Raw genomic sequence first — 20817 nt, forward strand, 5'->3', positions numbered from 1 at the left:
CCCTGCGGCCTTGCTGGCCTGCTTGCCAAACTCCGCCGTAATCGCCACCTGCGCATCGATCTCGCGCTGCACCGTGTTCTGATCAAATATCCGCTCGATACCCGTGGCATCGCCCGTGCGCACGCTCTGGTCGCCCGCGATGCCGGAGATGCCCGCCGTGGTGGTGCCTTGGGCACTGCCGCTGTCCTGGCCCACGCCGGCTCCCACGCCCTTGACGCCGAACTTGCTCGCATCGTTACCCACGCTGGCATTGACCCCCACGGCCTGGCCTTCGTAGCTAGCTTGGTTGTGCAGGTCGCTGGTGGTAAGCGCCCCTGCGGCGCTGAAACGGTTCTTGCCCTGCTCCAGCGCCGTCTGGTTGCTGGCGATGACGGCGCCCTTGAGGTCGGTGTCGCCCTTGACGTTGACCTGGAAGCCGCCGTCCCCTGCCTGTATGCCGCTTTGCTCGGTGACGCTTTGGTAGTTGCTGTTGACCTTGCTCTGGCCGGCATTCAATCCACCGCCGATGGGCACGCCCGCAGGGCTGAGGGTGAGGCTGCCACCGGCCGACTGGTTGCGGCTGGCGTAGCTGCTGCTGTCCTGCAGGCTCTCGATATGGAGATTGCCACCCACATCGGCCACGACCTGCTTGCCGCCAGCCACTGCGCCGCGCAGATTGGTATCGCCACCGGATTCCAGGGTCAGGCGCTCACCGGCGCTGACATGGGTGTTGGTCCAGGTGACGTCCTTGCCTTCGCCTTTGCCCTTGCCGCGGCTGGCATTGGCGGTGACGCCCATGGCGACGCCGCCCTGGCCGACTGAAATCGCCACCCCCACGCCCGCGCTGGAGCTGCTGCTGGTGCGGTCGGTCTCGACGGTGTTTTGAGCGGCAAGCAGGTTGATATCGCCATCGGCCTTGAGGTGGGCGTTGCCGCCCGCGCTGATGTTGCTGCCGCGCACGGTGATGTCCGAATCCTGCCCGGCGCCGGTGGCGCTGATGCGCACATCGCCGCCCGCCGCCACGGAGGAGCCGGCAGCGGTGTCATAGGTGGTGGTGGATTTGCTGTCGCTCCTGGTGGAGCCGGCCGTGATGGAGATGTTGAGGCCGCCGGCGGTTTTCGGGTCTGCGCGGACGGCATCGTAGGCATTGACGGCAGCAAGCCCTGTGGTCGCGGCGGTCAGCGCCTTCATCCGCGTGTCCGAGGTGTTGCCCGAGGCGCGTTTCATCTGCTCGCCGGTCTGGACCGCCGAGATGACCGGCGAGGTCAGGGCAACTGTCAGGCCGGACTGGCGGAACTTGCTTTCCTCGGTGCTGGTGCCGGTTTCCCGCGCTTCGACGATATCCACCTGCCTGGCCTGGATGTCGATGTCGCCCCTGGGCGCCAGGACATGGCTGCCGGCCTGCTGGTAGCGGTTGCCGGCCACCAGAGTGACGTCGCCCCCGGTAGAGCCGACTGTCGAAGCAGCCGCATGCGTGCTGACGTCCTTGCGGTCGCTACTGTTCATCTGTCTGCCGACGGTGAAGGCGATGCCGCCGTTATAGAGGAAGCCGCTTTTCCTGGTTTCCTTGAAGCGGCTGTTGCTGCTGGCCTCAGTGGCGGCCTGGATGGTCAGGTCGTTCCCGGCCACGATGACGGTGCCGGCATCGGACACGACATTGCTGCCGGTGACGTTGACGTTCTGCCCCTGCACCGCGACCGTGTTGCCGCTGAAGGTGCTGGATACCGCCTTGGTTTCTTCGAGGCTGTCGCGGGTGGTCTTCCTGCTGGAGCCCAGAAGGCCGCTGTGCTTGTGCTGGCGGCCTTCGCTCCAGTTGCTGCCGGCTTCGCCGGCGAGGATGTTCACATCGCCTTGTGCAAGGGCCACCAGTGCGCCTTGTTCGCTGGTGACGTTGGCCGCGATGGCGCTCAGGTCGCGGCCGGCTTGCAGACGCACATCACCAGTGGCGTCGATGGCGGTGCCCACATCCTGCACATAGCCCTGATTGAGGTAATTGCCGACATTGCGAACATTGTTTTCCTGCTCAGCCACCTTGATGGTGCCGAGGTGCAGATCGCGGCCGGCGACGATGGCGGTCTGGCCGTCCTTGCCGCTGTTGATGACCTTGGCTGCAATCAAATTGGCGTCGCGACCCGCCGAAGCCAGCAGGATGCCGCCGGGGCTGGTGACGTAGAGGCCCGCCGCGCGGTCGAGGTTGGTCCGGCTGAAGTCGCTGCGCCCGGCCTGCCTGGCGTCGCTGCGGGTGGTGCTGGCGACGTTGAGGTCGCGCCCCGCCTTGAGCAGCAAGGCGCTGTCCGTGTCCAGAGTGCCACCGATGTTGTCGAGGTCGGTGCGCGCCGTGAGCGCCACTGCATCGCCGGTGATGCGCCCACCGAGGTTGCGCAGGTTCTCGCCGGTGAGCTTGACTGCCGTGCGCCCTGCGATGGTGCCGGTGTTGACGAGATCGCCCTGGAGGCTGAGGTCGGCGGCATTGGCGGCCAGAAGCGTGCCCTTGCCGTCGATATCGCCAGGTTTCACGCGGACATAGACCTGCGGCACCAGGGCGCGCGTGGTGCTGCCGTCGGCAAGCCTTACGTCGCGCTCCACCAGCCAGACGATATCGCTGGTGAGCTGGGCCATCTGTTCGGCACTGAGGGCCACGCCCGGACGCAGGTTCCAAGCACGGGCATAGGTGCTGCCGGCGTCCAGCAGCGCACGGTACTGCGCTTCGTCGCTGGCATAGCCTTCGAGGAAGCGACGACCTGTCAGCTGGCCTATCTGGTCGCGTACCAGCTTCTGCTCGTAGAAGCCATCGCCCAGGCGCTTGTGCATGGCGGCCGGGTCATGGCCCAGCTGGGACAGCATGTAGTCGGAGCTGAGCCAGTTGAGGTAGTCGGCAAAGCGCGGGTCGGTCTCGATGAGATAGCCGCCAGCGTCGGGGCCGGCGCTGAACAGGCTGTTGACAGGCATGTCGGTGCTCACCTGGAAGGTGCGAATGACCGTCGGCGCATCGCCGCCGGCATGGGCCACCGTGGCGCTTTGCCGGCTGCCGGGACCGCTGCGCTCGGCCATGTCCTGCGCGTTGGCCGTGCCGGGGCCGGCCACCGTCTCGACCAAGGCTTCCTGGCTGTCGCCAGGGCCATCAAGCGCCTGGACGCCATCGACCCGAGTCTGGCCCGGACCGCTGTTGCCGGCCACGGTCTGCTCCCTGCTGCGCTGCGGAGCGCTGCCGCCAGCGACCCGAGCGCCCGCGGCGGTGTCCGGACCGACGACATCGTTCACCTGCGCCTGAACTTCCGTCATCTGCTTCTGGTCGGTGCCGACGGTCGCATTGGCACTGCCGCCCACAGCGCCACCCACCTGGGCTGTCTGGCGGCCGCCCACGGCAAAGCCGCTGCCGCCGCCCGCAGCGTTTTGCACGACCTTGGACACGCCGAGGTCAACCGTCTGCACGGTGTCGGCGGGGTTGTAGGCAATCTTTCCGTCCCACCGGCGCTGGTAGTAACGCCTCAGTCCGCCGCGCCACCTTGAGTAGGTGTACTGGCTGGTGCCAGTCTTGCTGGTGATGTGCTCGCCAAAGGCGGCCACATTGTTCAGCCGGTCCAGGTCGCCGTGCAGGACGCCACCGGCGATGACCTGGCTCTTGTCATTGATCAGTTCGCCGCCCCGCAAGCTCATGTTGCCACCGGAGCGAATGAGCGCGGGCGCGCTTTCAACCACCTGTGTTTCGTACTCGGTCCGGGTGACGTCGTACTGCGTCCAGTCCCGTACTTCCGCGCCGGTTTGCTTGTGGCGGTAGCGCCCGGCGCGGCTCCAGCTTTCCCATCGGTATTCGTCAGCGCTGTACTTGCCGGGGTCGCCCTTGGGCTGGATGTAGAGGTACTTGGTGGGACCGCCAACCTGAGCCAGTTCGGTGCGGAAATGCAGGTTGCGATTGAGCAGGCGAGCGCTGTCGATGCTCAGACCACCCAGCGACTCGATGGTGGCGCTGTCGTTGAGGATGAGGCCCGAACGCCCGGTGGCCTGGTAGCTGGCATCCAGCGTGCCGCCGATGTTCATGGCGTCGCTGCCGCTGCCCGCGCTGAAAATCAAGGCCTGTTCACGGTTGTTGAGGAAGCCTGCGCCGATATCCAGACGCTGGCGCGCGGCGATGACGGCGGCGCGCCCGCCTTCTTCGCGGTTGTTGAGTGCGCCGGCCTTGATGGCAAGCTGGTCGCCGTAGATGCGGCCAGTGCCGACGTTATCGAGCGTGCCGGCCTCGATACGGGTCTGGGCGCCGTCGATGAGGCCGCGGTTGGTCAAGGTGTCGCGCGCAACGACGGTGGTGCGTCCACCGCTCATCTCGCCGGTGGCGGTGTTGTTGACGCCGGTGCCGCGCACTTCGAGGTCGCCGGCCTGCAGAACGCCGTGGTTGGTCAACAGGCCGGCAGTGCCGATGAGGGCATGGCCGTTGACGGTGATCTGCTTGACGTTGGTGAAGTCCTGCTGGAGGTTCAGGCTCAAGTCGCCCTTGGACAGCAGACTGCCGTCGCCGCCAAGGGTGGCAGCGCTCACTCCCAGGGATTTGCCGGCAAGCAGCGTTCCAAGCTGGTTCAGCACACGGCTGGCCTCAAGCTCGATGCTGCCGCCCGAGGTGACGTTGCCAAGGGTGTTGTCCAGCACACTGTCCTCACCGGTGCCCCGAATGCCGATACGGCTGTCGGCGGCAATGGTGCCGGCAGTGCTGTCCGTGCGATGGGCCATCAGTGCCACGCTGTCACCCTGCAGGCCGAGAGGCCGGTCGGCATCCGTGCTTTGCGTGTCGCGGTTGAGGATTTGCGCGGCGTTGAGGGCCAGGCCACCAGCAGCAACCATCAGGCCGCCGTCATTGTTCGCCACGCCGAAGAAGTTGGCAGTCAGGTCGCTGCCCGCCTGAACCTTGCCGCCGGCGTTGCCTATCGACACGGCGCCGATATCGACATTGGCGTTGCTGCCCAGTTGCCCGGCAGTGTTGTCGATGCCGCCGCTGCGGGCGATGAGGTCGCCCTGGCTCTGCACGACGCCGCCGCGATTTTTCAGGTCGCCGGTGTTGAGCGCCAGCGTGTCGCCGCTGAGGATGCCGCCGGTGCTGCCGGCGTCAGTGTTGTCCAGTTCCCGGCCGTGGGTGTCCACACGCAGTCCTTGTGCCGACTGCAACAGGCCGCCTGTGTTGTTCAGCGCGCCGCTGTTCACACCAAGCGCGCCAGTGGTGCTGGCAATGGTACCGCCGGCGTTGTCGAGCGAGGCCAGACGGGTGTCGATGTCGACACTGGCACCGAGCACCGTGCCCCCGGCATTGCCGAGCCCGGCATTGGCAAGGCTGACATGGCCGCCGCCTTGCAGTGTGCCGCCTGCATTCTCGGTGCGTTCGCGCGTATCCACGCTCAGTTTGCCGTTCGTGGAGACGAGCAGCCCGGCGTCGCGGTTGTCCAGCGCGGCGGCCGTGACACCAAGATCGGCGGCGCTGACCAGTTTGCCGCTCCGGTTATCCAGCGCCTGCCGGACGGTGGTGGTCAACTGGCCTGCGGCGTTGAGCGCGCCGCCGCGATTGTCGAGCGAACCGGCGCGTACATCGGCATTGCCGGCGCTGGCAATGAGGCCTTCGGTCCGGTTGTCCAGGTTGTCGACGACATCCACGGTCAGGCCGGCGGTGCTGGCGGTCTGTACCTTGCCGCCCTGGTTGACCAGTTCACCCGCCTTGACGCTGGTGGCGCCGGCCGCTGCCAGTGTGCCACCGGTGTTATCCAGGGTGCGCGCCACGTCGATACGAGTGGCCGCATTACCCGCCGCCTGAACGGTGCCGTCGCGGTTGGTCAGCGCGCCGGCCTGAAGGTCCAGCGCGCCATTGCCGGCGATGGTGCCGCCGGTGTTGTCCACGCTGTCGGAAGCCGTGACCACCAGGAGGTCGGCGCCGACGGCAATGAGCTTGCCACCGGCATTGAGCAGTTGGCCGGTCTCGATGCGGATGCGCTCGCCGAAGGTGTTGCCGCCGCTGAGGTCGGTGAGCGTGCCGCCGATGTCCAGCGTGCCGTTGCTGGTAATGCTGCCGCCTGCGCCTTGCAGGTCGCCCACGAACAGGGCGGCGCTGCCATCGCCGGCGTGCTGGATGACGCCGTCGCGATTGTCGAGCACGGACGCGCTGACGGTCAGGTCGCCGTCTGCGGCGAGCGTGCCCTTGGCGCTGTTGTCCAGCCGGCCGTCCACAGTGACGTCGAGCGCCGATTGCCCGGTGGCGGCAACCGTGCCGCCCTGGTTGTGCAAACTGCCCGCCGTGACCGTGGTGTTGCCAGCAGCAACGATGCTGCCACGCAGGTTATCGAATTGTCCGGTGACGGCAAGGCGGCTGTCGCCGCTGCCTGCCGCCTGGAGCTTGCCCGCCTGGTTAAAGAGCGCACCGGCCTGCAGGTCCAGCGCGCCGTTGCCGGCGAGGGTGCCGGAGCTGTTGTCGATGCGATCACGGGCGCGCACGACCAGCGGGCCGGCGCCGGTGGCCGCTATCGTGCCGTCCACGTTTTCGAGCGTGCCGGTATCGATGGCAATTTGCCGGGCCCGGGTTGTGCCGCCGCCAACATCGGTGGTGTTGCCGCTCAGCGCCAGGGCGCCATTGCTGACGATGGTTCCATCTGCGCCTTGCAGGTCGCCGGCTGCTATCGTGGCGGTGCCGTCGCCTGCGTGCTGGATGGTGCCGGCGCGGTTGTCGAGCACGGACGCGCTGACGGTCAGATCGCCGCCCGCGCCTAGCGTGCCCTTGGCGCTGTTGTCCAGGCGATTGGCGACGTCCACCGTCAGCGCCGCCCGCTCGGCGGCAAGAACCGTTCCGCCCTGGTTGGACAGGTCGCCAGCCTTGACATGCATGCTCCCGCTCGCGACCAGTTCGCCGCCGCGATTGTCGAAGGCTGCATCGACCTCCACTCGGGTATCGGCAGAGCCTGCTGCGCTGATCTTGCCGCCCTGATTGCCGAGCGAGGCCGTATGCAGGTCGAGCGCGCCATTGCCGGCGATGGTGCCGCCGGTATTGACCACGCCGTCGCGAGCGCGGACCCGCAGCAGATCCGTGCCGGTAGCGATGAGCTTGCCCCCGCTGTTCAGCAACCGGCCGGTCTCGATGCGGATGTGCTCGCCGAAGGTGCTGCTGCCGCTGAGGTCGGTGGTATCACCGCCGATGGCGAGCGCGCCATTGCTGGCAATGCTGCCGCCCGCGCCTTGCAGCTCGACCGCAACAATATCCGCCGTGCCTTTGCCGGAGTGCCGGACGGCGCCGCCGCGGTTGTCCAGGACTGCTGCGCCGACGGCCAGGTTACCACCAGCAGCGAGCGTTCCCTTGCCGCTGTTGTCCAGCAGGCTGTCCACGGCGACCTTGAGAGCCGCGTCACCGGCTGCCACCACGGAGCCACCTTGGTTGCGCAGTGTGCCGGCTGCAACCGAGGTGTCTCCGGCCGCGACCAGGGTACCGCCGGTATTGTCAAAGGCACCGGTAACTGCGACGCGGCTCGGCGCGCTGCCGGCGGCTGAAATCGTGCCAGCTGCATTGCCGAGGACGCGGGCCTGCATGTCCAGACTGCCATTGCCGGCGATGCTGCCGCCCGTGTTGTCGACCCGGTCGCGGGCACGCACCACCAGCAGGTCGGCGCCGGTGGCCGTGAGCTTGCCGCCCGCGGTGGTCAGCGTGCCGGTGTCGATGCCAAGGCGCTTGGCTACCGTGGTCGCATCGCGCAGGTCGGTGTGCTCGCCGGTCAGGTCCAGCCCGCCATTGGTGGCGATGCTACCGCCCGTACCCTGGAGGGTATTGGCGGTCAGGAGCAGCGACCCGTCGCCGGCGTGCTGAATGTTGCCGTCCCGGTTGTCCAGCGTGTCGGCCGAAACCGCCATGTCGCCGCCAGCAGCAAGCGTGCCCTTGCGGCTGTTGTCGAGGGTGCCGTCCACTGCGACTGTCAGTGTGGCTTGACCGGATGCCGTGACCGAGCCGCCCTGGTTGACGAGGGTGCCGGCCTTCACCTTCAGGTTGCCGGCCGTGACAATGCTGCCGTCTGTGTTGTCCAGGCGCTGTGCAACCTGGATCTGGCTCGGGTCCGTGTCAGCGCTAGAAATCTTGCCGTCGCGGTTGTCCAGCACCTGGGCGGCGAGCTTGACCGCACCGTTACTGGCGATGGCTCCGCCGCTGTTGTCCATCGCCCCGGCGACGGTCACATCGAGGGTGTCGTTGCCCAACGCAACAAGGCTCCCGTTCGCCGTGCTGAGGCTGTCGGCGGCAATGGATATCTTGTCGGCCTGGGTGGCGCCGCCGCTGAGGTCGGCACGGCCGGCCTTCAGGTCGAGCGCGCCCTTGCTGACGATAGTGCCGTCCGCGCCGTCCAAGTCGCCCGTGGCAACGGTCAACGCGCCGCGGCCGGTATGCTGGATGGTGCCCTTGCGGTTATCCAGGGCGCCGGACTGGAGGGCCATGTTGCCGCCTGCGGCCAGGGTGCCGCCAGCGCTGTTGTCCAGCGTGCCGTCGACGTTGACGGCCAGGGCGGAATCCCCGGATACCACCACGGCGCCGCCCTGGTTCACCAACTCGCCGGCCTTCAAGGTCGTGTCACCCGCCGCGACCAGGTTTCCGTCTGTGTTGTCCAAACGGTCTGCCACGGTGATGCGGCTGGCGTCCGTGCCGGCGGCCGACAGCGTGCCGCCGGTGTTGTCGAGCGACTTGGCGCGCAGGTCCACAGCGCCGTTGCCGGCGACAGTGCCACCGCGGTTGTCCATCGCGCCACGGACCTTGAGGTCCAGTGGCGCGCTGCCGCTGGCCACGAGTGTGCCTTTGGCCGTGGTCAGCGTGCCGGTGTTGATGGTGATGGCTTTGGCCTGCGTGGTCGCCCCGGTCAGGTCGGTGGTTTCGCCTTTCAGATCCAGCGCGCCATTGCTGGCGATGCTGCCATTCTCGCCGTGCAGGGTGCCGGCCTCGATATCGAGGCGACCGTCGCCGGCATGAAGGATGCGGCCCTCCGCATTGCCGAGGGCCCCTGCGCGAATGCCGAGATCGGCATTGCTGGCGATGGTGCCATCGTCGCCGTTGTCGAGCGTACCGGCAACGTCGATGCGGTTGGCCTGGTTGCCGGTGGCGATGACCTTGCCGCCACGGTTGTCGAAGGACTGTGCGCCGAGGTCGATCTGCGCGGCGCTGAGCGTGGCCTTGCGGTGGTCACTTTCGCCCAGGCGCAAGGTGGCCGCGCCGGCCGTGGCCGTCTCGCCGCCCGCGCCGCTGAATGCCCCGGCATTGACCACAAGACCACCGTCGCCGGCATGGGCGATGTGGCCGTCGGTGTTGACCAACTGGTCGGCGTCCAGGGTCAGACGGTTGGCATTGCTGGCCAGCGTGCCCTCGCTGTTGTCGAACCGGCCGCTGACCTTGATGTGGGTGTCGGCCTTGTCGCTGTGCTGGAAGATGCCGGCGCGGTTGGAGAAGTCCTGCGCGCTCAGGGCAACGGGACCGGCCAGCTGCATCAGGCCGGCATCGTTGTTGAGTTGACCTGCCGCGATGCGCGCATCGGCGGCGACCTTGATTTCGCCCTTGCGGTTGCCGAGGTCGCCGCCGCTCACGGCGAGCCGACGCGCGCCAAGGTGTCCGCCATCGTTGTTGAGGCCGGCCCTGGCCGTCACGTCGATATCGCCGCCGGCCATGATGCGACCGCCGTCGTTGTCCAGTGCGGACGCGATGTTCAGCGCGCCATTGGCTAGCGGCGCGACGCCGGTGCCCGGCTGGCCGCCGTCGCCGGTACCTTCGCCCGGCGCACCGCCGCCGGTGCCACCCGTTTCTCCGCCCGTCCCGCTGCCGTTGCCCGAGGTGCCGCCGCTGCCCGGCGTGGTGCCGGTATCGGCCGCCGCCAGCCCGATACGGCCATCATCGCGGTTGCTCAGCCGCGCGGCGTGCAGCGCCAGGTCCTGAGTGCCGGTCTGCTCGATGGCGCCGCCACGATTCTTCAGAGACTGCGCGTTGGCCTCGATGCGGCGTGCGTTGAGCGTGCCCTGGCTGTTGTCGATGTCCTGCGCGGTGTTGACCAGAAGCTCGCGGCCCGCGCTGACCGTGCCGGCGTTGGCAAGGCCGCCACTCACGTCGATGTGGGTGTCGGTCCTGGCCTGCAGGGTGCCGCTGTTTTCCAGGCGGCCATCGGCCGTGACCACCAGTTGGCCGACCCCGGCGCCAATGGTGCCGGCGTTGCGCATCCCGACACCGTGTTCGGTGCCGACCAGCACAATCTTCTGGCTGTACATGCCGCCGAGCGCGCCCACATCCAGTGCGAAGGCTGGTGCATCGCCACTGGCGTCGGTCTTCCGTACCTGGGCATGGTCGACGCTGACCTCGTTGCTGCCAGTGGTGACCCGGAGCTGCTGTGCCCAGATGCCGGCATTGGCTTGCACGGAACGGGCAATCAGATCCGTGTAGTTCGCAGCACCGGCATCCATGCCCTTGCCGTGAATCTGGATGGCGCCGCCCTGGACGCGATAGCCTTCCAGCGAGCCGCCGTTGATGATCGGCTTGCCCGTCGTCATCGTCACCCGGTCGGCGTTGATGAAGCCGCAGCCGTCACAGGAGATACCTGCCGGATTGGCGATGACCAGCTGAGCCCGGTCGCCGGCCACTTCGACATAGCCATTGAGCCGGCTCGGGTTGCTGGAATTGACCTCGTTGAGGATGACGCGGGCGGTGCCCCGCGCCAGCCAAGGATTGCCTTGCACCCAGCCGCCCAGTTCCGTCTGCGTATTGGTGCGGGAGTTGTTGAGGATGGTGCCTTGTCGGCCGATGTCGAACTGCCTGTAGGCATTGCGCGAGACGCCTGCACCACTCGGGGTCCGGATGTTCACCAGCGGCACACCATTGGCCGTATCCAGCACTGTCGGGCGCTGATTGCCGGGGGCGCTGGGGTCGGCAGCGATCTGGGCATTCGCCAGCGGGACGATGACAGCCTGGCCGATGGCGAGTGCCAAGGCGAAGCACAAGGGTCTGAGCGTGACCAGGAATCGGCTGCCTGCGGCGGTTGCACTGGCGCCTGCGCGCGGTCCATTGCGCCGAGCGATCTCTGCAACGACCTGAAACAGGCCCTGCACCCGGTTGAAGACGACGCGGTAGAGGTTCTTGTTCATGCCATCACATCCCTTGCTTGCACGAAATCGGTACGGATTCAGTAGGACCAGCCGAGACTGAAGCCGCTGGTAATCGAGTCGGTCCGGAAGCCTTTGGGCTTGTAGAGGGGCGTGGCGGCGAAGAGGTCCCAATGGAAGCCCTTGGCGCCGCCGCGCAGGCCGATGACCGAGCCGGCCAGGTTGCGGCCTTGAAGCCTGCGCGTGGACTGGCCGCTGACATGGCCGTAGTCGACGCCGAAATAGAGCTCCTGGCCAGCGCCCAGCGGCAGGCCGAGTTCGTTGCGCCAGACCCAGCCGCGCTCGCCCATCAGCGTCAGCTCGCCATCGAAGCCGCGCACGGTGTAGCGGCCACCGATGGACAAGCGGTCCTGCGGCACCAGCGGCGTGCGGTCCCACTGCGCACGCCAGCTGCCGATGTAGCGTGCGCGTTGCGCGCCGAGGCTGAGGGGTGCCATGAGCTGGGCTTCAGCCGTGAAGACCTTCATCCTCGAGCTGCCTTCGCCGAAGTCCTCTTCGGGAGCAGCCATCGCATGAAATGCCCCGGTGCCCCGGCGGTAGGCAAAGCTCGCATCCAGCGTGGCTTTGCCCAGGTATTCGCGGTGCGCGAGCCCCAGCTCCCAACCGCCCGTGCGGCGGCGCTGCACCTCGATTTCGGTGTCGTCGATGAAGTTGCTGGACTTGCGCATCCAGCCGCGCCCGTAGAGCGAGGTCTTGCGGCTGGCATCGCGGTAGAGCAGACGCGACAGGCGTATTTCGGCGTTGTCGCTGGTGCCGCTGTAGAGGTAGTTCTGGCTGTAGCCGGCAACGCCCTGCCGGTACCTGTAGCCGCTGGCGGTGGCGCTGAGAGTCCAGTAGCCATAGGGAACGCTGTAATGCGCCGTGTAGCCCCGGGTAGCCTTGTTGCCGCCGTTGAAGACGTCGTGATTGATGTTGGCGTAGAACAGATCGTTCCACATGAGCAAGTCATCGAGCGAGAGCGTGGCCCCGCCCTGGAGCTTGCCGGTCGCCTTGCTGCCGGAGTCGTCCAGCGACACGCTGAAGCGCACGGGTGGGGAGCGCTGTTGCCAGAAAACCAGCAGGTCGCTTTCGCCGGGGCGTGCATCGTCGCCCTCGGCAGGGATGATCTGAATGTCGGCTTCGACGGTGGGTACGCGCTTGAAGTTCTCGAGCGCCTGTTCGATGTCGCGCAGATTGAGCAGGTCGCCTCGCTTGGCCGGCACGGCATTCCAGGCGGTGGCCTTGGGCGAAGTACCGGGTGCGAAACGGATGTTGCGGATGCGGCCGGGAACGACAGTCAGTGTCAGCGTGCCGGTTGTGAGGTCCTGCGGCGCGGCGAGGATGCGCGTGGTGACGAAGCCGCGGGCGACGATGGTGTTCTGCACACGCGCCATGACCATGTTGATGCCGTCAGTGCCGAGACAACGCCCCGTGGCGGGGTCATTGCCCGGGTCGGCCGCCTTCAGGGACCAGAGGAATCTGTAGGCGTCTTCACCATCAAGCCAGACGCGTTCAATCGGGAAGCATGGCGTTTCGTCCGGTGGAAGCCGGTCCGGCGGCGGCGCCTGCGCCGGCTGCAACCGCACATCGGTCGCTGTTTCCTGCTTCTCGCGCAGTACCCGCTCACGCTCTTGCTGGCGCAACAGCTCCTGCGCGGCATTGCTCTGCGCAGCACTCTCCTGCGCGGCACTGCTTTTCGTCTGTGCAGACGCCGGCGCCAGCAGCGCCAGCAGGCCGAACAAGGCCCAACGCCCCTGGCGAAACCAATCTCCCATCCCATCTCCTTTTGCACGCGTGTGCAGACACGCTGCTGCCCTGCGCGAACGCCGGGTTCGCCGTGACCGTTTGATCTGGAATGAGAAAGGATAGAAACGGACTCGAACGAGCGGGATAAGAAGATTCTCAAAAATGGCCGCGAGGGTGCGCCGGTGCGACACAGCGCTGGCCAGACGAAGCGCAATGGTCTTCGTTCTGACGAGCTTTGCGTTTTTTGGCCTTCGATGTCGCGGGTACGAGTTTTTTATGGCGGGCTGCTTCACCGACGAAGACGCGGGCTTGCGCGAGCCATGGCGGGGTCAGACCGGCCTTCCACGCCCCAAGCCAGCAGCCGCAGAACCACACCAATACAGGTATTAACCCGAATAAAGTCGCGGAAACTGGCTAGAATCGCGCCCATCCCGCGGGAGAGCGGAGCCTTTCGAGGGTTCCCGCCGAAGGCGCAAACTCCCATAATCGCTCAGGCAATAAGTACCGCAGGTGGGTCTGACAGGACCCGGATATCGCCAACTGGAGAGCAGCCCGCAACCACAAGTCTGCAGGGCTCACCGAAGGGGCAAGCATGTCCACCGCGAAGGTGCTCATGCGCAACTCTCAGGTAAAAGGACAGCGGGAGAGGCAAGCCGGACACTCCCGCCGATGTGAGTGGCTGGTCTATTTTCAAGTGCCTTCATGCTTCCTTCCGTCTCTTTGCTGGACTCGTTCCAGGCCTCCAACTTCACCGTCATGCTGGTCATCTATCTGGTGGCCATTACCGCCGAAGCCATGTCCGGCGCGCTTGCCGCAGGCCGGCGCAATATGGATATCTTTGGCGTCGTCGTCATCGCCTTTGTCACCGCCCTGGGCGGCGGCACCATCCGCGACATGGTGCTGGGCCACTACCCCATCGGCTGGACCCAGCACCCTGAATATGTGTACCTGGTCATCAGCTTCGGTCTGCTGACCACCGTGATTGCACGCCATATGCACAGGCTCAAGCAGGTGTTTCTGCTGCTGGACGCCATGGGTCTGATCGCCTTTTCGCTGATCGGCTGCAATACCGCGCTGGAGCTGGGCTACCCCACCATCGTCATCATCATGGCCGGCATGATTACCGGCATCAGCGGCGGCATCTTGCGCGATGTGCTCTGCAACCAGGTCCCCGTGGTGTTCCGCCGCGAGCTGTATGCCAGCGTGTCGCTGTCCGTGTGCCTGATGTTCCTGGGCCTGCGCTATCTGGATGTCAGCCCCAATATCAGCACCATCGTGTGTTTTGCCGGCGGCCTGGCCTTCCGTCTGGCAGCCATTCGTTTCAAATGGCGCCTGCCGGTTTTTTCATACCAGCAGCGCTGGGAGTGATCGAGACTCCCCCTCTCTTGCTACGCAGGAGGGGGACGCAGCCATCGCTGCGGAGCGGCCCTTGCTTGGCTGCTCTGAACTAGACTGCGCCATGCATTACCCATGTAGTTTCACTTTCCATGTCTGAACCGATCACATGGATGCCGGATGGCACCCCCTATAGTTCCAGATTCGGCGATCGCTATCACAGCGAGTTCGGCGGCCTCGACCAGGCCCGCCAGGTTTTTCTCGGTGGCTGCGATCTGCCAGTTGCCTGGGCCGATGCAGCGCAGTGGCGCATTCTGGAAACCGGCTTTGGCTTCGGCCTGAATTTCCTGGTCACCTGGGCGGCATGGAAGGCCGATCCCAGACGCCCGCGCATTCTGCATTTTGTCTCGGTGGAGGCCTACCCTGTCTCGCGCGAGGATCTGCTCGCGTTTTTGCCGGCCGATGAGGTACTGCGCGCGCTTGGCGAACAACTGGCCGAGCAATGGTGGGGACTGCTGCCGGGCGTGCATCGCCTTTCCTTTGATGACGGCCAGGTGCTGCTGACGCTCTATATAGGCGATGCCAGGACCATGCTGCGCAAGCAGCAGATGACGGCGGACAGCGTGTATCTGGATGGTTTCTCTCCCCAGCTCAACCCCGAGATGTGGGATGAAGATGCCATGAAGAACATTGCCCGCCATTGCCGCCGGGGCACGCAGCTTGCCACCTGGTGCGTGGCCGGCCATGTGCGCCTGGCGCTCAAGGCTCAGGGTTTTGAAGTCAAGAAGCGCGCTGGCGTGCTGCCCAAGCGCCATAACCTGCATGCAGCCTACAACCCGGCCTGGGAGCCACGCCATCGCCCTGACGGCCTGCCTGCGCCCGTGGGCCAGGCCGGCCGCTGCCTGGTGCTGGGCGCGGGCCTGGCTGGCGCCGCCACTGCCGCCAGTCTGGCCAGACGCGGCTGGGAAGTGACGGTGCTGGATGCGGCGGCCGAGCCCGCGGCAGGAGCGTCAGGCCTGCCAGCCGGCTTGTTTTGCCCGCATATTTCGCCTGATGACAGTGTTCTATCGCGCTTGTCCAGAAGCGGCGTACGCACAACGCTACAAAATCTGCAGCAACTGAGCCAGGCACAAAAGTTGCGCCCAGCCCAGGACTGGGCCCATGGCGGCGTGCTGGAGCATGACCTGAACGAGCCCTCCCATCTGCCCAGGTCATGGCTGCAACCCGGCAGCGAGACCTACCCCTGGGGCCAGCACTGGAGTGCGCCTGCACGGCCGGCTCAGCTGGCAGCGGCAAAGCTGCCTGCTGACAGCCAAGCCGTCTGGCATGAGCAGGCTGGCTGGGTACGCCCTGCACAACTGGTGCGCGCGCTGCTGCAAGCCCCCGGGATTCATTGGCAGGGTCACGCCCGAGCTTCGCGCCTGGTGCGCGATGAAGTGCGCAATATCTGGCAAGTGCTGGATGCGCAGGGCCAGGCCCTGGCCGAAGCCCCCATGCTGGTGCTGGCCCTTGGCCCGGACACCAAGCCCTTGCTGCAAGCCAGCGGCATGGCAGCGGGGGAATGGGAGCTGCAAGCCATACGAGGCCAGGTCAGCGTGGCCGAGCATGATGCCGGGACGCTGGCGGCCATGCCGCCCTTCCCCGTCAACGGTCATGGCAATCTGGTGCCGGACTTCCCCTCGGCCGACCAGGCCGGCGCACACCAGTGGATCATGGGATCGACCTTCGAGCGCGATGTGACCGAGCTGCCGCCCACCGCTGCCGACCAGCAGGCCGCCCATGCCAGCAATGGCGAAAAACTGGGCGCTTTGCTGCCCGGGTGCAGGCAGACGCTGAGCTCCTTCTTCGATGCCGACCAGCAGCCCGCCACCTGGGCGCGCCTGCGTTGCGCGGCCTATGACCGTCTGCCACTGGCAGGTCCCGCCGGGCAGTCAGCCACCGATCTACCGGGCCTGTGGGTGCTGACGGGGCTAGGCTCACGCGGGCTGACGCTGTCCATGCTTTGCGGCGAGCTGCTGGCGGCACGCCTGCATGGAGAGCCGCTGCCGCTGGATGCCAGGCTGGCTCAGGCCCTGGGTACGCAGCGCCTGTGGAGCCGCGCCCTGCAACAGCCCAGGTAAGCCACTCGCAAAAAAAGCACACAGCGCTTACGGAGAAGCGCTGTGTGCCGTTTCAGGCCTGATTCCGAAGCCGGGTTTATTCGCTGCTTAACGATGCCACGGTGACCAGGGGCTCCAGTTTGGTCGCCAGCACCTTGTCCAGCGTCTTGCCGTCCATGTCCACGACTTCAAAGCGCCAGTCTTCCCACTCCACCACGTCGGCTTCGGTAGGCACGCGGCCCAGCAGCAGCATGATCATGCCGCTCAAGGTGTGATAGCGGCCGCGCTCTTCCTCGGGCACGGTATGCAGGCTCAGGCGGTCCTTGAGTTCGGGCACGGGAATATGGCCGTCCAGCAGCCAGCTGCCGTCTTCGCGCTGCACGGCCCAGCTGGTTTCGGGATCACGCGGCTGGAATTCGCCGGTAATCGCCTCGATCAGGTCCTGCAGCGTGACAATGCCCTGCACCTCGCCGTACTCGTCGATCACAAAGGCCATATGCAGATCGGAGGTACGGAAGTTGTCCAGCAACTCCATGCCGGTAATGGTCTCGGGCACATAGAGGGCAGCCTGCAGAGGCTGGTCCTTGAGCGCCTGCTTGCCCTTGTTGCGCACGGCCTGCGTCAGCCACTGGCGGGCATTGAGCACGCCCACGATATTGTTCATATCGCCACGCACGACCGGGAAGCGCGCGTGGTCGGCCTGTTCGACACGGACCAGAGTCTCTTCCAGGCTCTCGTCGATATCGAGACAGATGACATCGCTGCGCGGCACCATCAGCGAGCCGATCTGGCGGTCGTCCAGACGGAACACATTGCGCACCATGGTGTGCTCCTGCGACTCAATCACGCCGGCCGTGTGGCCTTCCACCAAAATGGCCTGGATTTCCTCTTCGGTCACCACGCTGCCATTGCTCTCCTTGACGCCCAGGACCTTGAGCAGGCCGCGCGTCGATGCCGACAGCAGCCAGACAAAGGGCTTGGTAGCGAGGGCCAGGAAGTTGATGGGACGCGAGATCAGGCGCGCCAGGGCCTCGGGATGGGTCTGGCCCAGGCGCTTGGGAACCAGCTCGCCCACGACGATGGAGAAGTAGGTGATCAGCACCACCACCAGGCCGGTGGAGAGGTAGTCGGCATATTTCTGGGTCATGCCCAGGGTGATCAGCCAGTTCTCCAGCGGGCCGGCCAGAGCCGCCTCGCCGACGATGCCGTTGAGCACGCCGATGGAGGTGATACCGATCTGGATGGTGGAGAGGAAACGCGTCGGGTCCTCACCCAATTTAATAGCAGCTGCCGCGCCGCTGTCGCCCTCATCCACCAGTTTCTGCATGCGGGTTTTGCGGGCGGTGACCAGCGCAATTTCCGACATGGCGAAGACGCCGTTCAGACAGATGAGAGCGAAAAGTATGGCTATTTCCATAGTCAGGCACCCGCTTTCAATCCAGGCGCCTCAATCATTGAACAAGCCTTGATTCTAGAGAATGCCCGGCACAGGGGCGCTCACAAAATGCAAGCGCGCAGAAAGGAAATTGGTTCAGGTGCTCCGTACGAGCGTTCTGGCAGCCCTTCACATATTCATTCAGATATATATGAAGCACTAAATAATCGTTTGTTTTTATATAAAGCCTCTCTACAGTTCTGACCAACGATCAAAGTGCAATGCCACCCGAGGCAAGGCATCCGCTCCACGGAAGAACTGAAGACATGTATCAATACACCGATTTCGACAAAGCGTTCGTCAAGCAACGCGCCGACCAGTTCCGTGACCAGCTCCAACGCTGGCAGGCAGGCAAGCTCACGGAAGACGACTTCCGCCCGCTGCGTCTGCAAAACGGCTGGTATGTGCAGCGCTACGCCCCCATGCTGCGCGTGGCCGTGCCCTACGGCGAAATCAACTCGGCCCAGATCCGCGTGCTGGCCAAGGTGGCCCGTGACTACGACGAGCCCGAGGCCGAAGTCTTCAAACAAGCTCTGGAAGGCCAGGGCAAGCTGGGCACGACCTATCTGCCCAAGAACTGCGCCCACTTCACCACCCGCACCAATGTGCAGTTCAACTGGATTCCTCTGAGCAAGTCCGCCGACGTGATGGATCTGCTGGCCTCCGTGAACCTGCACGGCATCCAGACCAGCGGCAACTGCATCCGCAACACCACCACCGATGCGCTGGCCGGTATCGCACCCGACGAGATCATCGACCCCCGTCCCTACGCAGAAATTCTGCGTCAGTGGACCACGCTGCACCCCGAGTTCGCGTTTCTGCCACGCAAGTTCAAGATCGCCATCACCGGCGCCAGCGAGGACCGCGCCGCCACGGGCTGGCATGACGTGGGCCTGCACATGGTCAAGAACGAAGCCGGCGAGATCGGCTTCAAGGTCTTCGTGGGCGGCGGCATGGGCCGCACGCCCGTGATCGGCACCGTGATCCGCGAGTTCCTGCCCTGGAACCAGATCATGAATTACATCGAGGCCATCGTCCGCGTCTACAACGAGCTGGGCCGCCGCGACAACAAGTACAAGGCCCGTATCAAGATACTGGTCAAGGCCGAAGGCCAAGCCTATATCGACGCCGTGGAAGAGGAATTCCGCCAGATCGTCGAAGTGGACGGCGGCCCTCACACCGTGCCCCAGGCCGAGTTCGATCGCGTGGCCGCCATGTTCACCACGCCAGCTCTGCCCGTGGTGGCCGATGCCGCAGGCGATGAGCAGGCCCTGATCGCCCAGACCGCCAAGGAACCCGCCTTTGCACGCTGGATTGCCCGCAACGTCCACGCCCACCGCGTGGCCGGTCTGCGCGCCGTGACCCTGTCCTTCAAGCGTGTGGGCCAGGCCCCCGGCGATGCACAAAGCGAACAGCTCGATGCACTGGCTCATCTGGTGGACAAGTTCTCTGCCGGCGAAGCCCGCGTGACGCACGATCAGAACGTGATGCTGCCCTGGGTGCAGGTCGGCCAGCTGCATGCGCTGTGGACCGAGGCCAAGGCCCTGGGTCTGGCCAGCACCAATGTGGCGCTGCTCACCGACATGATCGCCTGCCCCGGCGGCGACTTCTGCGCGCTGGCCAATGCCCGCAGCCTGCCGATTGCCGACGCCATCACGGCCCGCTACCAGGATCTGGACGAATTGGACGACATCGGCGAAATCGATCTGCATATCAGCGGTTGCATCAACAGCTGCGGCCACCACCACAGCGGCCATATCGGCATTCTGGGCGTGGATAAGGACGGCAAGGAGTGGTATCAGGTCACGCTGGGCGGCTCCGACGGCTCGACCCTGTCCGGCCAGGCCGTGGCCGGCAAGGTCATCGGCCCCTCGTTCAGCGCAGCCGAAGTGCCCGACGTGATTGAAGCCGTGCTGAGCACCTATCGCGACCTGCGCCAGCCCGGCGAGCACTTCATCGACGCCGTGCGCCGCATCGGCCTGGATCCCTTCAAGGAGGCCGGCAAGGCAGCCCGCCACCCTGTGGAAGCCGAAGAAGAAGCGCTGGCCTGAAGCCACAAGAACAAGGATAGAGTCATGAAAATTCTGGCAAGCAACGAATACCAGGCCCCCACCGAAAGCACCGGCAACGTGCTGGTGCTGGCCAACGATGTGAACGCCCTCGAGGTGAATCTGGACGGCATCGCACAGGTGGATCTGTATTTCCCCAACTTCACCGATGGCCGCGCCTTCAGCCAGGCCTATCTGCTGCGCCGCCGTCTGAAGTTTGCAGGCGACATCCGTGCCACCGGCGATGTGCTGATCGACCAGCTGGTTCAGATGGAGCGCACGGGCTTCAGCAGTGCCGTGCTGCGCGAAGGCGTGGACGCCGCCGATGCCCAGCGCCAGTTCGAGCGCTTTGGCGGTTTCTACCAAGCCGATGCCGTGCACACACAACCCCATTTCGTAGAGGTGCAAGCATGAGCCAGCTCGCCCCCGTAAGCACCCTCGACCTGGATCTGGCACAAATCAATGCCGAACTGGGCCGCGACGCCCAGGCGCTGGTGAACTGGGCCGTGGGCCTGGATCAGCCCACCATAGTCACCACCAACTTCCGCCCCTTCGAGGCGGTGATCCTGCACATGGTCACGCGCGCCAACCCCGACGTGCCCGTGGTCTGGATGGACAACGGCTACAACACCGAAGCCACCTATCGGTTTGCCGATGCGGTGACCAAGCAGCTTGGGCTCAACCTCAAGATCTACCTGCCGCTGCGCTCACGTGCCCACCGCGAAGCCGTGGAAGGAGCCACGCCGGCGCTGGACGATCCGCGCCATGCGGCCTTCACAGAAGAAGTGAAGCTGGAGCCCTTTGCCCGCGCCCTGAGCGAAACCGCACCCAAGGTCTGGTTCACCGCCCTGCGCGCCACCGACACCGCCGTGCGAGCACAGATGGCGCCCGTGAGCATCAATCCCGACGGACTGATCAAGGTTGCGCCGCTGCTGCACTGGTCGTCCAAGGAGCTGTACGAATACTGCGAAAAGCACGGCCTGCCCAACAACTTTGACTATGTGGACCCGACCAAGGGTGAAGACAACCGCGAATGCGGCCTGCATATATCTCACTAACCCCT

Annotated in this window: 8 protein-coding genes and 2 riboswitches; of the genes, 5 read left to right on the plus strand and 3 right to left on the minus strand. The window is 65.6% G+C overall.

The window, feature by feature from the left end; all coding sequences use genetic code 11:
* Together AAIL67_RS23900 and AAIL67_RS23905 are read right to left on the minus strand one after the other, a co-directional pair.
* Positions 1-11094, minus strand: an 11094-nt coding sequence (locus tag AAIL67_RS23900) for a hemagglutinin repeat-containing protein (protein ID WP_343485316.1), incomplete at its 3' end; no start/stop codon positions are given.
* Between the two features lie 38 nt (positions 11095-11132).
* Entirely contained in the window at positions 11133-12866 is a 1734-nt protein-coding gene (locus tag AAIL67_RS23905) for a ShlB/FhaC/HecB family hemolysin secretion/activation protein (protein WP_034379287.1), read from the minus strand.
* A 395-nt stretch (positions 12867-13261) separates the two neighbouring features.
* A riboswitch (glycine riboswitch) is annotated at positions 13262-13354 on the plus strand.
* A gap of 13 nt (positions 13355-13367) precedes the next feature.
* A riboswitch (glycine riboswitch) is annotated at positions 13368-13487 on the plus strand.
* 52 nt (positions 13488-13539) lie between these two features.
* Between AAIL67_RS23905 and AAIL67_RS23910 the strand changes: the two genes are divergently transcribed.
* Together AAIL67_RS23910 and mnmC are read left to right on the plus strand one after the other, a co-directional pair.
* Positions 13540-14205 carry a trimeric intracellular cation channel family protein gene (locus AAIL67_RS23910; protein ID WP_003069687.1) on the plus strand — a complete coding sequence of 222 codons (666 nt, stop codon included), beginning with the start codon at positions 13540-13542 and terminating at the stop codon, positions 14203-14205.
* Positions 14206-14345: 140 nt separating this feature from the next.
* Complete coding sequence (gene mnmC / locus AAIL67_RS23915) at positions 14346-16292, plus strand: FAD-dependent 5-carboxymethylaminomethyl-2-thiouridine(34) oxidoreductase MnmC (RefSeq protein ID WP_343485319.1); 1947 nt, start codon at positions 14346-14348, stop codon at positions 16290-16292.
* Positions 16293-16368: 76 nt separating this feature from the next.
* Here the strand turns inward: mnmC and AAIL67_RS23920 are convergent, their stop codons facing one another.
* The gene (locus AAIL67_RS23920; RefSeq protein ID WP_343485317.1) at positions 16369-17688 is read right to left on the minus strand and encodes a hemolysin family protein; all 1320 of its coding nucleotides are present in this window, start codon (positions 17686-17688) and stop codon (positions 16369-16371) included.
* A 284-nt stretch (positions 17689-17972) separates the two neighbouring features.
* Here AAIL67_RS23920 and AAIL67_RS23925 point away from each other — a divergent pair, with 284 nt between their 5' ends.
* Genes AAIL67_RS23925 through AAIL67_RS23935 form a run of 3 tightly spaced genes read left to right on the plus strand, consistent with a single transcriptional unit; the run spans position 17973 to position 20812 of the window.
* Complete coding sequence (locus AAIL67_RS23925; protein ID WP_063664281.1) at positions 17973-19757, plus strand: nitrite/sulfite reductase; 1785 nt, start codon at positions 17973-17975, stop codon at positions 19755-19757.
* Positions 19758-19781: 24 nt separating this feature from the next.
* Positions 19782-20168 (plus strand): DUF934 domain-containing protein, encoded by a 387-nt coding sequence (locus AAIL67_RS23930; RefSeq protein WP_034358687.1) that lies wholly within the window; start codon positions 19782-19784, stop codon positions 20166-20168.
* Positions 20165-20812, plus strand: coding sequence for a phosphoadenosine phosphosulfate reductase family protein (locus AAIL67_RS23935; protein ID WP_063664282.1), 648 nt, complete (start codon positions 20165-20167; stop codon positions 20810-20812). Before AAIL67_RS23930 ends, AAIL67_RS23935 begins: the two co-directional genes overlap by 4 nt.
* Positions 20813-20817: the final 5 nt, after the last annotated feature.

The sequence above is a fragment of the Comamonas sp. A7-5 genome (genome assembly GCF_039581385.1).
GTDB lineage: Bacteria > Pseudomonadota > Gammaproteobacteria > Burkholderiales > Burkholderiaceae_C > Comamonas > Comamonas thiooxydans.